Annotated in this window: 15 protein-coding genes; 7 read left to right on the forward strand and 8 right to left on the reverse strand. The window is 47.6% G+C overall.

Features of this window, described 5'->3' with window-relative positions:
- Positions 1-23: 23 nt before the first annotated feature.
- The 4 genes from VB081_RS12205 (at position 24) to VB081_RS12220 (ending at position 2,498) form a co-directional block, all read left to right on the forward strand.
- On the forward strand, positions 24-821 hold the full coding sequence (locus tag VB081_RS12205; RefSeq protein ID WP_323401075.1) for an SDR family NAD(P)-dependent oxidoreductase: 798 nt from the start codon (positions 24-26) through the stop codon (positions 819-821).
- A gap of 19 nt (positions 822-840) precedes the next feature.
- Positions 841-1,479: a cyclase family protein gene (locus VB081_RS12210; RefSeq protein WP_323401076.1), complete on the forward strand. Its 639-nt coding sequence runs from the start codon at positions 841-843 to the stop codon at positions 1,477-1,479.
- A gap of 120 nt (positions 1,480-1,599) precedes the next feature.
- The gene (locus VB081_RS12215) at positions 1,600-2,148 is read left to right on the forward strand and encodes a flavodoxin family protein (RefSeq protein ID WP_323401077.1); all 549 of its coding nucleotides are present in this window, start codon (positions 1,600-1,602) and stop codon (positions 2,146-2,148) included.
- 110 nt (positions 2,149-2,258) lie between these two features.
- Positions 2,259-2,498: a GIY-YIG nuclease family protein gene (locus tag VB081_RS12220; RefSeq protein WP_323401078.1), complete on the forward strand. Its 240-nt coding sequence runs from the start codon at positions 2,259-2,261 to the stop codon at positions 2,496-2,498.
- Between the two features lie 8 nt (positions 2,499-2,506).
- On the opposite strand, the gene VB081_RS12225 is transcribed toward VB081_RS12220, so the two are convergent.
- Positions 2,507-2,875 (reverse strand): hypothetical protein, encoded by a 369-nt coding sequence (locus VB081_RS12225; RefSeq protein ID WP_323401079.1) that lies wholly within the window; start codon positions 2,873-2,875, stop codon positions 2,507-2,509.
- A 343-nt stretch (positions 2,876-3,218) separates the two neighbouring features.
- Between VB081_RS12225 and VB081_RS12230 the strand changes: the two genes are divergently transcribed.
- Complete coding sequence (locus VB081_RS12230) at positions 3,219-4,091, forward strand: AraC family transcriptional regulator (RefSeq protein WP_323401080.1); 873 nt, start codon at positions 3,219-3,221, stop codon at positions 4,089-4,091.
- A 75-nt stretch (positions 4,092-4,166) separates the two neighbouring features.
- Positions 4,167-4,601, forward strand: coding sequence for a pyridoxamine 5'-phosphate oxidase family protein (locus VB081_RS12235; RefSeq protein WP_323401081.1), 435 nt, complete (start codon positions 4,167-4,169; stop codon positions 4,599-4,601).
- On the opposite strand, the gene VB081_RS12240 is transcribed toward VB081_RS12235, so the two are convergent.
- On the reverse strand, positions 4,598-5,410 hold the full coding sequence (locus tag VB081_RS12240; protein ID WP_323401082.1) for a TetR/AcrR family transcriptional regulator: 813 nt from the start codon (positions 5,408-5,410) through the stop codon (positions 4,598-4,600). The two genes, VB081_RS12235 and VB081_RS12240, sit on opposite strands and share 4 nt — an antisense overlap.
- A gap of 26 nt (positions 5,411-5,436) precedes the next feature.
- Positions 5,437-5,595: a hypothetical protein gene (locus VB081_RS12245; RefSeq protein ID WP_323401083.1), complete on the reverse strand. Its 159-nt coding sequence runs from the start codon at positions 5,593-5,595 to the stop codon at positions 5,437-5,439.
- 408 nt (positions 5,596-6,003) lie between these two features.
- Between VB081_RS12245 and VB081_RS12250 the strand changes: the two genes are divergently transcribed.
- Positions 6,004-7,068, forward strand: coding sequence for a LacI family DNA-binding transcriptional regulator (locus VB081_RS12250; RefSeq protein WP_323401084.1), 1,065 nt, complete (start codon positions 6,004-6,006; stop codon positions 7,066-7,068).
- A 58-nt stretch (positions 7,069-7,126) separates the two neighbouring features.
- Here the strand turns inward: VB081_RS12250 and VB081_RS12255 are convergent, their stop codons facing one another.
- The 5 genes from VB081_RS12255 to VB081_RS12275 form a co-directional block, all read right to left on the reverse strand.
- Positions 7,127-8,632 (reverse strand): sugar ABC transporter ATP-binding protein, encoded by a 1,506-nt coding sequence (locus VB081_RS12255; RefSeq protein ID WP_323401085.1) that lies wholly within the window; start codon positions 8,630-8,632, stop codon positions 7,127-7,129.
- Positions 8,633-8,653: 21 nt separating this feature from the next.
- On the reverse strand, positions 8,654-9,436 hold the full coding sequence (locus VB081_RS12260) for a DeoR/GlpR family DNA-binding transcription regulator (RefSeq protein WP_323401086.1): 783 nt from the start codon (positions 9,434-9,436) through the stop codon (positions 8,654-8,656).
- Positions 9,437-9,626: 190 nt separating this feature from the next.
- A complete protein-coding gene (locus tag VB081_RS12265) occupies positions 9,627-10,160 on the reverse strand; it encodes a D-lyxose/D-mannose family sugar isomerase (protein ID WP_323401087.1) in 534 nt (177 codons plus the stop codon).
- A gap of 20 nt (positions 10,161-10,180) precedes the next feature.
- The gene (locus VB081_RS12270) at positions 10,181-12,598 is read right to left on the reverse strand and encodes a glycyl radical protein (RefSeq protein WP_323401088.1); all 2,418 of its coding nucleotides are present in this window, start codon (positions 12,596-12,598) and stop codon (positions 10,181-10,183) included.
- 173 nt (positions 12,599-12,771) lie between these two features.
- Positions 12,772-13,134 (reverse strand): sugar ABC transporter substrate-binding protein (locus tag VB081_RS12275; protein ID WP_323401089.1); only part of this gene is annotated, 363 nt, incomplete at its 5' end.

Consider the following 13,134-nt stretch of genomic DNA (forward strand, 5'->3'; position numbering starts at 1 on the left):
AAGTAACTTTTGGGAGGATTTCAATGAGAGGCTTAAAAGGAAAGGTAGCAATTGTCACGGGTGGTTCGAGGGGAATCGGACGCGCTTGCGTGCAGAGATTGCTCGAAGAAGAAGTAAGCGTTTTGTTTTGTGGACGCAATGAAGAAGTCGGCAAAAATACGCTTAAGGAATTAAAAGAGAAATTTGAAAACGTTGATTTTTTGGCAGGCAATATGATCGATCCTGTATTCTGCAAAACCTTGGTCGCTGCTGCGATCGAAAAATTCGGACGGCTCGATTATCTTGTCAACAATGCGTTCCCCTTTACGGCAAAAGGTGTGAACGCGACGCGCGAGGATTGGACATACACAATGGAAGCCGGTCCAATATCTTATGCGACGATGATTCAGGAATTTGTACGCCAGCGCGGCAAAGAAAACGGTTCTATCGTTAATATGTCCAGTATTTCAGGGCATATCGCACAGCCCGACCGCTGGACATATAATGCGGCGAAGGGCGCGGTAAAACAGCTTACCCGCTGTGCTGCGCTCGACTTATCCCCCGGCATCCGCGTCAATTGCATCAGCCCCGGCTGGGTGTGGACAGATGAAGTCAAAAAGGCCGCGCCGAATGGCGACGAACAAACGGCACAGGATTTGTGGGGTGATTTCCACATGATACAGCGTCTTGAAAGGCCGGAAGAGATCGCATCCGCCACAGTGTTCCTTTTGAGCGACGACGCAAGCGCGGTCACGGCAGCCGATCTGTTCGCTGAAGGCGGATATTTGGGGCTCGGGCCGGAAGGCCTCGGCAAAGACTCTGCTTTTGCAGGAAGCGACTGAACACAAGGAGGACGGAGATATGCCAAAATATATTGATTTGACTGCCGACATGTACGACGGCGCCCCTACCATGCCTATGGATCCCAAGCTGTCTGTTTCATGGCACTGCGGCCTCGATACACTGGGTTACAACCTGTCAAGGGTCACAATGTCCACGCATCAGGGCACGCATTTCGATGCGCCGCGGCATTTCTTTGATGAAGGCGAATCTATCGATCAGATCAGCATTGAGCGCTGTATCGTGCGCGCAGTTAAGGTCGATCTCACGTCCAAAAAACCGAAAGAAGCGATCACAGTAGCCGATCTTGAACCGTATGCGGATCAGATCGCGTCCGGGTTATGCGTGCTTTTGTACACAGGTTGGGACAAAGTCTTTCCAAAGAATGAATTTTTCAGCGATTTTCCGTTCATAAGCCGCGAACTGGCTGAATGGTTTGTGCTGAAAAAGGTGGGGCTTGTGGGCATGGATATGCCTACGCCGAACGGCAGCGACTGGAAATACATCCATGAAAAAATGCTCGGCAACGGTACTCTTATCGTCGAAGGTTTGGCAAACATGGAAGATCTTGCTGACGACGCGTTTACCTTTGTTGCGCTTCCGCTCAGATTAAGAGGCCGCGACGGCTCCCCCGTGCGCGCGATCGCCATTTTAGATTGAGTATTCTGACGCATCAAAATCGTTTCTGGGGAGATCGGGAAACCGTTTCCACAGGAACGATTTTTTGTTTTGTGATATAATCTGATTGCCATATACTTTATGTAAAGGAGAATCGATACTATGGGTAAAAAGGTGCTGGTACTGACGGGAAGTCCCCGCCAGGGGGGCAACAGCGATCTGCTTGCAGATGCGTTGATCAGGGGCGCGCAGGCAAGCGGCCATACGGCTGTGAAGTTTGCGGCAGGAGCAAAGCAAATCGGCGGCTGTACAGCGTGTGACAGGTGTTGGGAGAACGGTCATGCCTGCATAGACGCGGATGACTTTCATGAGCTGGAGCCGCTTCTTGAGAGCTGCGACGTCATGGTTTTCTGTGCCCCGGTATATTGGATGGGCTTCCCCGCGCAAATGAAGGCGGCAATCGATAAGCTATACGCCTACGGCGGCAAGGGCGGCTTACGCCCGTTGGCTGTCAAGGAGGGCGCATTGCTGCTGTGCGGCGGCGATCCCACCGCTACAGAATACGATTATGTAGCCAAAGGCTATGAAATGATCCTTTCTTATCTGGGCTGGAAAGACAGGGGCATCGTCTGGCAGGGCGACGCAAATGCAGCCGGCGACATTTCTCCGTCTGCATTACAAAAAGCGGAAGCTTTGGGTAAAAGTCTGTAGCGTCTTAAAAAGGAGGGCAATTTCAGCCCTCCTTTCAATACGTATCTGTATCTGATAGCCCCAGTTCAAAATTCCACAAAAACATTTTTTCCTGTGCTATAATAAATCCTATGAATTATACATATATCCTGCGCTGCGCCGACGATACCCTGTATACCGGCTGGACAAACGACCTTGAGAAGCGGATCAAGCTTCATAATACGGGAAAGGGCGCGAAATACACCAAGGCACGCCGTCCTGTTGCCCTGTTCTATTTCGAGACCTTCCCTACAAAGAAAGAAGCCATGCGCCGTGAAGCTGCGATCAAAAAGCTTTCACGGGAACAAAAGCTTGCGCTTGCAAACCCCTGACCTGTCCGTCATTTGCGGGCAGCGATTGCGCTTTGTATCTCGTTTGCGGTTTCCTGCGCGTTTTCCGTCTCCACCACGACCTCATAATATTTGTCGTCGCGAAGTCCCAATACAATGCCCGCCTTGCCTTCATGTATATTTACGTACAACCTGTTTTCATCCTGATAAAATGTTCCCTCCGCAATCACGTTTGGCAGAAACGTGCCTGCCTTGATTGCATCCCATTTCAGATAGTCTTTGGTTTTTAAATCCTTCACAGCCTCCACGCTCCGAATATGCTCCAGTGGAATGGTCAGGTTGCTTTTTAAAGACCAAAACTTGCTCGAACCATGTATGTGAAGCACGACTGCCTCTCTTGTTACTTCGATACTCACCATTTTTTACAGATACTCCTTCGTTCTTTTTGATAATATAACGCCTTTATCCGACGACTAAACCAGTATCCGTATTGTCGTGCAATCATTTTGAACTTTACAATTTGTTCAAACTTTTTTCATTTTGACTTCATGAAGCATGGTTATGATTAAAACATACAAATTCTACCTTGGCCGTTAGTCCCACAATGGCTGGGGTAGTCAAAAAACTACGCTGCGGCGTTTACATATACTTCTTCTCTTGGCTTCCTGAACGGGAGCCTTTTCTTTTATCATACAGATACTGTTTTCCCCTTTTCTTGTGGTATAATTCTATCAGATACATAGAAAAGATCGGAGCGTGCCTATGCGTGATTTAGATAAGATCCAGGCCTTGGTCGGACCTATTACAGCACATGATTTGAAATATGTGGACGCTTATGTATGCCACGACGTGGGCATCTTTATCCCCAGCACTGGCTTTTGCGGATATGCCATCCAGCCCGGTCACACACATCCGTCCTATTCCTTTATGATCCTGCTGCAAAAAAGCAGTACCGTATTGGATACCAGTCTGCAGCCTGACGAAAACCATTATATTGCGGCGATCCTGCCCCCGGATGTTGCGCACGAGGAAACGACGGAAGATACCTTCGTGCGTTATATCGCCATCATGGCGTCAAAACAACTGGTGGAGTCGGTCTATTTAAGTTATGGTCTTAAGCCTCCTCATACACAGAGCTGGCATGATTTTTTTGTTCCCAAGGAGATCATGGTATTTGTCTCCCGTTTTATGGAGGAATATGAAAGCAATGGCGCAGGCCGCAAAACGGTGTTGGATGCAATCGGTTTTTTGATCGTCAATGACCTGATCAGAAACGCCTGTCAGCCCGGCGCCAACAACGCCTTGCCCAAAAGCGCCGCCATCAGGGACGCCGCCGAATATATCCAGCAAAATTTTGCCGCGCCTATTTCGGTGCGGCAGCTGGCGCAGCATGTAAATCTTTCTGTTTCCGCATTTTCACGCAGGTTTTTTCGTGAAACCGGTTCTTCGCCTGCCGCCTATCTGCTTGCCATTCGTTTGAACAAATCAAAGAGTCTGCTGCGCAACAGTGAACACAGCGTCACCGAGATCGCACAGCAATGCGGCTTCAGCTCTGCCGCTCACCTCTCCTCGAGCTTTAAAAAACACTATGGACTCACGCCGTCTGCGTATCGCTCGCTATATGCAAATCTGTAAATATACGCTTGTTTTTTGAAAGCGGATTTCCTTTGTGATGTTTAAAATAAAGAACAAACAATGGAGGTTATAGCTATGCAAAAAGAACAAATTTACGACTTGATGAATCAAAATCCAGGATTTTTTCTGGCGACGATTGACGGAGCAAACCCGAGGGTGCGCGGTATGCTGCTTTATAAGGCCGATCAGGAAGGCATCGTTTTTCATACGGGTAAAATGAAAGACATCTACCGGCAGATTCTGGCAAGCCCGCACGCCGAGCTTTGCTTTGTCGATCAAAAAAGCGGTATGCAGGTACGCGTCAGCGGCACACTCGAAATAGTGGAGGACCGCGCGCTCAAGGAAGAAATCACCGCACACCCTTCCCGCGCATTTTTACGCACCTGGAAGGACAACGGCGAAATGGAAAACTTTTACGAAACACTTGTCGTGATGCGTATGGCAAAAGGCAAAGCAAAGGTTTGGACAATGGCGACAAATTTTGAATCTACGCCGGAAATCGCGCTTTAAAGCGTTGGTTCATAATCAATCGCTTCTGCAGAGACGTCCATATTTTCCAGGCACCGTGTGACGTACGCATCCATTTTGTATATATTTTTGTTGAGCCGTTCCATGTTTTCTTGGGATGGCTCAAACAAAGAGTGTAACAAAAGATAGACACGGCACATAAGATGATATTCACTCATAGCGTCTGTGTCAAACCTTGTATATTCGCCTGTTGCAATGGCCCGGTCATATACTTCACGCACATATTCGCGGCTCTCCCTCAGCACAACGCCGCGGAACAGTTGACCGGCGCGCTCATCAAAAAGCGCGCGCATAAAAATAATACGTATGCACAAAAGTAATATTTCTTCATACGATACCTTAAACCCATAATCCATACAATGCAGCACATCAAAGATAGGCTCGCTGCCAAGGATTGGCGCTATCTCTTCCATAGCGGGTCTGTTTTCCGTAAAATATTCTTCAAAAAAACCATAGATCGTATCCAGAATTTCTTGTTTTGATTGAAAATGATTGTACACGGCCGAGGGAGCTACGCCTACGGCTTCAGCAATTTCCTTGATCGTCACGCGCTCAAATGTCTTCTGGGCAAATAATCTGACAGCCTTGACAAATATCTTCTTCTTTGTCCCCTTAAACGGGAAAACATTATCGCTTTCATGAAAGGGATTGATGGCCTGATCCGGTATAAACCATATACCTCCGTGCTTTTGCGCTCCTTCAATTTTTTGCTGTCGGCATAAAGACTGGATTTGTGCCACCGGAACACTCCATTCCGCCGCCTTTTGCAACACTGTCTTGTACTCAAACATTTGCATCTCCTCCATCCATAGGCATCCTAAACTTCTATTTCCAAAGAAATTATCTTTGTAGTGTCTTCCGCATCCTCATCATAAAAATTTTGCATACTTTTACCCAGCATAACAAGATCATCGTCACAAAAATCGTCGATGGATAGCGTAATTTTCATTTCGTGTTTATCGTAATTAATGTCCAAACCAAACCCCACCTTCCTAATGATCCGCTTTTCGCATCTACCTTGTCAATTATTTTCGGTATCCTGATTCAAACAAAGTTTTAATGAATAATCATTCACTTTTTCATGTTATCACATTTTATATGGAATATCTATCCATTTATTAAATTATTACATTAAAGTTTTTTGCGTATCATTTTAGCGTTTTACTGTATCATGGTGTTTATAAAAAGATCGCTTTATACCCTATATAAAAGCATTTTTACTTTTTTCTGTCTTTTTATTTGCACAATATTTCATTTCCGGATGATTGTAATGCTCTTGTGTGTATAGTATAATTATTGATATGAAGTACGTTATTCATCATTGGATAGCGTCTTTCCTTTATAAAGTGCGTAACAGTAAAACGTTTCAGAAGGAAGGAAAAACATGCCAGCAAGTATAAAAGATGTTGCAAAATTGGCCGGCGTTTCGCAAGCCACCGTCTCGAACGTGCGTACCGGCAATAAATATGTAAGACCTGAGCTTGTCGCCCGCGTCAACGACGCAATAGAGCAGCTCGGGTATATCCCCAACCCTATGGCGAGTCGTCTGCGCGGCAACAGGTCTTTTGTCGTCGGTGTTATCCTGCCGACTTTTTACCATCCGTTCCATGCGGGGATATTAAAGGGGATACAGGACGTCGCCCTTGGCAGCGAATACCTGATCAATGTATATGCAACAGGTAGCGACCTAAAAAGAGAGTACGATTCTCTCGTCCGCTTTTTGTACAGCATGCCGGACGGCGTTATCATTTCGAGTTATGCAAACGACGAGGCCGAATATGGCAGGGAGTGTTTCGCCACGATCAAAGAGCTTGTCAGCAGCAAGAAGAAGGTTCCTGTGATCAGCTTAGAAAGGCATCTTCTGATCCCCGGTGTTGAATCAATCCTCTCCGACTACGAGCAGGCTGCTTACGATACCGTGAAATACCTGATCGGCCTGGGGCATAAAGAGATCGCGCATATTTCCGGCCCTATGGCCCGCGACGACAGTATCAAGCGTTATCAGGGCTATTTAAGGGCGCTCAAAGAGCACAATCTCCCCTTTAACCCGGCCTATGTCCGCAACGGATTGTTTACGCCCGAAAGCGGCTATGCATGTACGCGCGACCTGATGCTAAAAACAGACGTTACTGCGATATTTGCCGCAAACGATGAGACGGGTATCGGTGCGATCAAAGCATTAAAAGATCTCGGCCGCCGTATCCCGCAGGATGTCGCTGTGATTGGTGTCGATAATATTTATGCCGGAACTTTAATCGAGCCGTCCTTATCTACGGTCGATGTACCCGGATACCAGATGGGCCGTATGGCCATGTCGCGTATGCTTGACTTCACCAACGATCACCAGTCACCCAACCATAAAAAACCGACATACTTAAGCACCACCATTGTCCCGCGAAAATCCACCGAGGCCGATCGCGAGACGACCTGGGACCTTTACGACTGGTGAGTATTTGAAAACATCAAAAAAGCCGCGGGGTATTCCGCGGCTTTTTATAACCACTTTCCTACATTTTTCCTGACGCATATTGCAGGATACGCACAGAATTTGCTTCCTTTGAGTCAAGTTCCGCGGCGATCCTGCCTGAGAACATAACATAGATACGGTCACACATGCCAATGAGCTCTGTCAGGTCGGAGGAGACCATAAAAATAGATTTCCCCGTGTGTACAATTTTATTCAGGATGTTATATAACTCCACTTTAGACGCAATATCTAGGCTGATGGAAGGCTCGTCCAAAACCATCACCTGCGCCTGTGCCTTAAGCCACTTGCTGAGCGCCACCTTCTGCTGCGTGCCACGCGACAGCCACTTGACCGTCGTATGCGGTGATACCTTTCGCAGGTCAAGTTTATCAATATAATACTTTGCGTTTTTCTGCACCTTGTTGTGGTTGATGAGCGCCGTATGGATAAACTGGTCGAGCGAAGAAAGAGACATATTATACTGCACATCCTGCTTTAAGATCAGGTTGCTGGCACAGTCCTCTGCCAGATAAATGATACCATCCTTCACAAACCGGTCCAGCTTGTTTGTCTGCATGGGCTTGCCCTTATAGTAGCACTCTCCCTTTGCAATAGGCTCCACACCGGCAATGAGCTTTGCAAGGCTTGATTTTCCCGCTCCGACAAGTCCCGCAATACCCACGATCTCCCCCTCGCGTATATACATGCTCGCATCCATCACCGTTTCCTGTGCATTGGACACTTTATGCATTTTCATCACAACATTGCCGATCTTCGCTTTTGTCTTGGGGTAACGGTTGATGTAATCATCCCCCGCCATCTCTAACAGGATATGGTCCACATCGATATATACAGAATTGTTTTCGACCGGTTTGTCCTCCACTGTCTTTCCGTCGCGCATGATCACCAAACGGTCTGCAATTTCCAGCACCTCATCTATTTTATGCGAAATAAATACGACGGCGATCCCCCGCTCCTTCAATTTATGGATAATCTCAAAAAGCGTCTGCCTGTCATAAGACGTAAACGAGGCCGTCACCTCGTCAAGCACCAGCACCTTTACGCTATAAACAAGCGAGCGGGCAATTTCCACCATCTTTTTTTGTGCGATATTCAAGCTTTGCACCGGCGCGTTGATATCGATATCTGTCTGTAAAAAGGAGAGTATCTCCCGCGCTTTTTGCCGCTGCACTTTTTTGTTGATAAAGGGCAGTCCCGGATAGCATATCTCGTTGCCCGAAAAAATGTTCTGCTCCACATTGAATTCATTGATCAACTGGGATTCCTGGTGGATCATCCTGATCCCGTTCCTCTGCGCCTTGATCACGCTGTCGACGGTCTCTAACTGGCCTTCCAGAAATATCTCCCCCGTATAGCGTGGGTAACTTCCCGTAAGAACCTTCATCAGCGTAGATTTGCCTGCGCCGTTTTCACCCAAAATAGAGCAGACTTCTCCCTTTTTCAGATAAAAATCAGCGTCGCTCAAGACGTTATTGGCATCCAGCGTCAATGAGATGTTTTTCATTTCTACTATCTTTTCGTTCAATAGTATCACCCGTCGTATGAATTAAATATCATAAGAAGTCAGGATTTTAATGTCCCGCTCGAAAAAGTACTGCTTGTATTTTTCGTCCAATCTTTTGTCAGATACATATATTTTGAATTGGTCCAGATTTGCGATCTTATGTAACCCAATTTTATCACACTTTGTGTGCTCTGCCAAGACTACGACCTGCCGTGAGATATCCACGATCTTCTCGATAATTTCGTAAAGCTCAAAATCATTGACCGTTACACCGATGGACATATCGATACCGTCCACGCCGATAAACGCTTTTTGTACAAAAATATCTTCCAGCTGGTTGATGGCCTTTGTTCCGCACGAATACATATTTCCATTCTGAAACAATACTTCCCCGCCAATAAAAAACAGCTTGCGCACGTTGGGCAAAATGTCCGGAACTGCATTGATATTATTGGTAATCACCGTCAGGTTATTAACGGCATGCAGTTTTTTGGCAAGCGCCAAACAAAGGTTTCCCTGCCCGACAAAAATAGAGTCCCCATCTTCGATCAATGATACCGCCAGGTTCGCGATCTGCTCGATATCTTCTTTGCCCAGCATATCGTCGCTTTCCGGCATCGTCTCAAAAGCGATCTCGCTTTCTTCTTCCGTGAGCATAGCGCCGCCATGCATCTTTTTCAAGAAGCCCTCTTGTTCGAGCTGGTCCAAATATTTGCGTACCGTAACGTCGCTCACATTGAGCGCCGAGCACAGTGTCGCAATGTCCACCGTCTTTTCTTCCCGTACGATTTGTTTTAATGCTGCAATTCTCTGTGCTGGAAACACGGTTATCCCCTCAGTCCTTTCATAAAGCGGTATTCAGCGCGCTTCATGGCATACTTCTATACCTATTATTATAACATTTATTACGCAATACGCAATGTTTTTAATGAAGCGGTCCTGCAATGACTACAGGGGAACGGCCCTCGGCCGTCCCCCTGCATCTTGTTCCTTCGATCCTTTTTCCAGACAGGTATCAAACACCGTTCATGCGCGCTACCTGTGGGTCCGTATAGATATCCAGGTCGTCCCGGTTGTAGGTGGCGAATTCGCTTACCACACACCCGTCCTTGCCCCCGCATATCCAGTGTGTCGTGTTGGGAGGCATCGTGTACTGGTCGCCTTTTTTCAAGATGATCTCATGGAAAACAGTAAATGTGTCCTCCTTGCCTGCGGGAATCTTTGCTTTCATTTTCGATTTTTCCACGGGCTCGCCCTCTGTATAAATATAGAGCTCCCCCTCCCTGACGCGAAAACTCTCTTCCTTACCGGGGTAGTCCCCCAGCGGGGGATGCCGCTGCTCCGGGCATATCTGGTAAGGGAACAGCACCATTTCTTTTGCACTGCACCGGTCTGTATCCACATAGATATGTATCTGTATCCCATAGGTTTCGAGATCATCAAGTCCCATATCTGCAATTTCCAGATTCTGCCTTTCTTCTTCCTTCAGGTAGATATGCGCTTTGTCAAAATATTCGAGCGCCTTGATCCTTGCCTCTTCCCGTGTCATAGCATCCCCCTTTTGATCGATTAAAGTTCGTGTTCCGTTCTTGCGATGATGCTGTCCTGCACCTCTTCTGCCAGCTCGTTGAAGAACGCGCTGTAGCCAGCTACACGCACAACCAGTCCTTTGAACTTATCGGGTGTCTCCTGCGCTTCGCGCAGCGTGTCTGCCGAGACGATGTTGAACTGTACATGCCCGCCGCCTAAGTTGATATACGTCATGACCATATCCACCCACTTCTTCATGCCTTCAGGTGTGGATACCGCCATCGGAGAAATCTTCTGGTTGAATATCACACCGTTTGCGCAGCGGATGTGGTCAATCTTGGAAACAGATTTCATAACGGCCGTCGGCCCCTGTTTGTCTACGCCATAATCCGGCGAGATACCGTCTGCAAGCGGCTCACCCGAAGGCTTGCCATCCGGCAGCGCAGCCGTCGCCATACCAAACGCCACGTAGGAAGCAACAGGCAACAGCGCAGCTACGAACGGCCCACCGCGGTATGTCTCATAACCCTTCATAGAGTCAAAATAAATATCCGTTGCGATTTTGACCATTTCATCCGGCGCCGCGAGGTCGTTACCGTACTTCGGCACCTTGTTTGCAAGGAACTCGCGCAGAGGCTGTTCGTCTTTGAAATTGTCCTTGAGGGCAGTCAAAACCTGGTCCATCGTATAGAGCTTGTCTTCAAATACAACCTTTTTAATCGCATACAGCGAATCGCCTGCGTTCGCAATACCAACGCCGAGCGGTCCTGTCCAGTTATAGCGAGCGCCGCCCGCCGTAACATCCCTGCCGTTTTCGATACAATCGTCCACCAACATAGATGTGAGCGGTGTGGGCGAAAGGTCTGCGTGTACCATATCGATGATATTGTCCCACTTCACAAGCTTGCTCATGCAGTAGTCCATTTGTTTTTTATACGCTTCCAAAAATTCGTCGAACGTCTTAAACGTACGCGGATCGCCTGTTGCTGGCGATACCTGCTTGCCACTGATCCCGCATACGCCGTTGCCCAGCGTAAGCTCGACGACCTTGCTCAGGTTAAAATAACCGCCATTGCAGCGTCCCCATGTATTGAGCGGCGTTGTCTCCACACAGCCTACTGGTACATAATCGCGCGCTTCCTCAAACGGTACGCCTACGTTCATCATTGCCGGAACATAAACCTCGTCGTTTACAATCTGCGGCATACCATTACCCATACGGATTGCCTCACACGTACGTTTTACAAACTCAAACGGGCTGCCTCTGTGAAGGCGTACAGAGAAGTTTGGCTGCATAAGCAGAATGTGCGAATGCGCTTCCAGACAACGGTAGGAAAGGTCGTTCGTACCATCCGTACCGTCCGGACGAATCCCGCCGATTGCGAGGTTCTGCCCCATCGGGTAGCCTGCATGGAATGCAGCGTCTTTTTCACAATAAATTTTGATCGGTTCCGTAAACTTGATCCAGAACGATTCCAAAAGCTCCTGCGCCTGTATCTTCGTCAATTTCCCGCTCAGGATATCTTTTTCATAATACGGATATACATACTGGTCAAAACGGCCAGGCGTGATAGAAACGCCGTTATCATAAATCTGTACCGCGACCTGCACGAACCACATGCTTTGCAGCGCCTCATAAAAGTCCGCCGCCGGGAATTCCGGCACGCGCCTGCAGTTTTCGGACATACGCAGCAGCTCCGCCTTACGCTTTGCGTTCGTTTCCTTTGCGGCAAGCTCTGCCGTCAGGTCAGCGTAACGGTGCGCAAATGCAATCATGGAATCGCAGATAGAAAGGCAGGCGTTGTAGAACTTGCGCTTCTGCATGTCCTCCGCTTTCCAGTCCTCAAGCTGCTCCATCTGCTCTTTGATATCGTTTTTGATACCATCAAAACCCTTTTTCAGAAGTTTCTCATAGGTAAGCGCCACATGGCCCAAACCGCCGTCCTCATGAAGTCCGACGCTAAAAAGCCCCGCGTCTTCGCGCAGCAGGTTTACATCTTCCGTCAGATAACTCATCGTACGGTCAAAAAACGTCTTGCCGCGCCAGTAAGGCACGATGTTTTCGCGATAATCCGCGATCTGCTCAGGGGTAATCATAAATTTATCCTGTGGTCTTGTGGGGAATGTTTCGATTTCATTATCCACCCAGTCCACAGCAAATTCAGGGAAAAGCGGTGCGCTTCTTCTTTTGCCTGCCTGATGCCCGCAAATAAGCTCGTCTTCTACCACGAACAGGCTCATTTCCTTTAATATGGCGTCAAACGCTTTCGCTTTTCTGACGTAAGAATCTTCGCCTTCCGTCTCCTTGTAGACGCGCGTCACAATCTTCGCACGCTCAAGACATACCTCCGACTGCACATTGACGAGACTGTCCTTTAGACGCTGACATCTTTTATATTCGTCCGTCTCCGGAGTCATAACATCCTGAATATTCAAAAACATTTCCGTGGTTCCCATAGCTACTGCCTCCTTATGGTTTTTATATGATATTTATCTGAAATAATTGACCCTTCTTAGGCAATTATCTTATATCCAAACTCTTCATCTTTTGTTTTTCTCAAGATATAGTTTTGAGACAGGTAGCCTACGCCCCTGCCTCAAAACCATACTGAACTCTTGATCTTTACTTCTTATTTATAAGCTTCGATGTCTTTCTGATTCTGCTCATATGTCTTCATGAAATCTGCATATGTGTCTCTTGTTACAACCGTCAAAGGTGTAGCAATTTCGGATTCGTCGATCGTTTCGCCCTTTGCTGCTTTAACAGCGATCTGTACTGCCAGTTTACCCATCTCGATCGGAGCCTGTACAACTGTTGCTGCCGTTACGCCGTTTCTGGAGATCGCGTTGAGGATTTCCGGATCGTCGTCCACACCGATAATGTCATAATCTGTTCTGCCAGCCGCTTCCGTAGCAGAGATAACGCCCACTGCATTTGTTGCGTTTGCACCGTATACGATGTCAAGCGTTCCTTCCGGATATGTCTGGATCAG

This window comes from Christensenella sp. (assembly GCF_034927525.1).
Classification (GTDB): domain Bacteria; phylum Bacillota; class Clostridia; order Christensenellales; family Christensenellaceae; genus Christensenella.

Coding starts and splice junctions, on each gene's coding strand:
- VB081_RS12240 (WP_323401082.1), bottom strand. CDS start 5,410: ATGTTTGAGTACAAGACAGTGTTGCAAAAGGCGGCGGAATGGAGTGTT.
- VB081_RS12265 (WP_323401087.1), bottom strand. CDS start 10,160: ATGACACGGGAAGAGGCAAGGATCAAGGCGCTCGAATATTTTGACAAA.
- VB081_RS12220 (WP_323401078.1), top strand. CDS start 2,259: ATGAATTATACATATATCCTGCGCTGCGCCGACGATACCCTGTATACC.
- VB081_RS12270 (WP_323401088.1), bottom strand. CDS start 12,598: ATGGGAACCACGGAAATGTTTTTGAATATTCAGGATGTTATGACTCCG.
- VB081_RS12235 (WP_323401081.1), top strand. CDS start 4,167: ATGCAAAAAGAACAAATTTACGACTTGATGAATCAAAATCCAGGATTT.
- VB081_RS12250 (WP_323401084.1), top strand. CDS start 6,004: ATGCCAGCAAGTATAAAAGATGTTGCAAAATTGGCCGGCGTTTCGCAA.
- VB081_RS12230 (WP_323401080.1), top strand. CDS start 3,219: ATGCGTGATTTAGATAAGATCCAGGCCTTGGTCGGACCTATTACAGCA.
- VB081_RS12215 (WP_323401077.1), top strand. CDS start 1,600: ATGGGTAAAAAGGTGCTGGTACTGACGGGAAGTCCCCGCCAGGGGGGC.
- VB081_RS12205 (WP_323401075.1), top strand. CDS start 24: ATGAGAGGCTTAAAAGGAAAGGTAGCAATTGTCACGGGTGGTTCGAGG.
- VB081_RS12225 (WP_323401079.1), bottom strand. CDS start 2,875: ATGGTGAGTATCGAAGTAACAAGAGAGGCAGTCGTGCTTCACATACAT.
- VB081_RS12210 (WP_323401076.1), top strand. CDS start 841: ATGCCAAAATATATTGATTTGACTGCCGACATGTACGACGGCGCCCCT.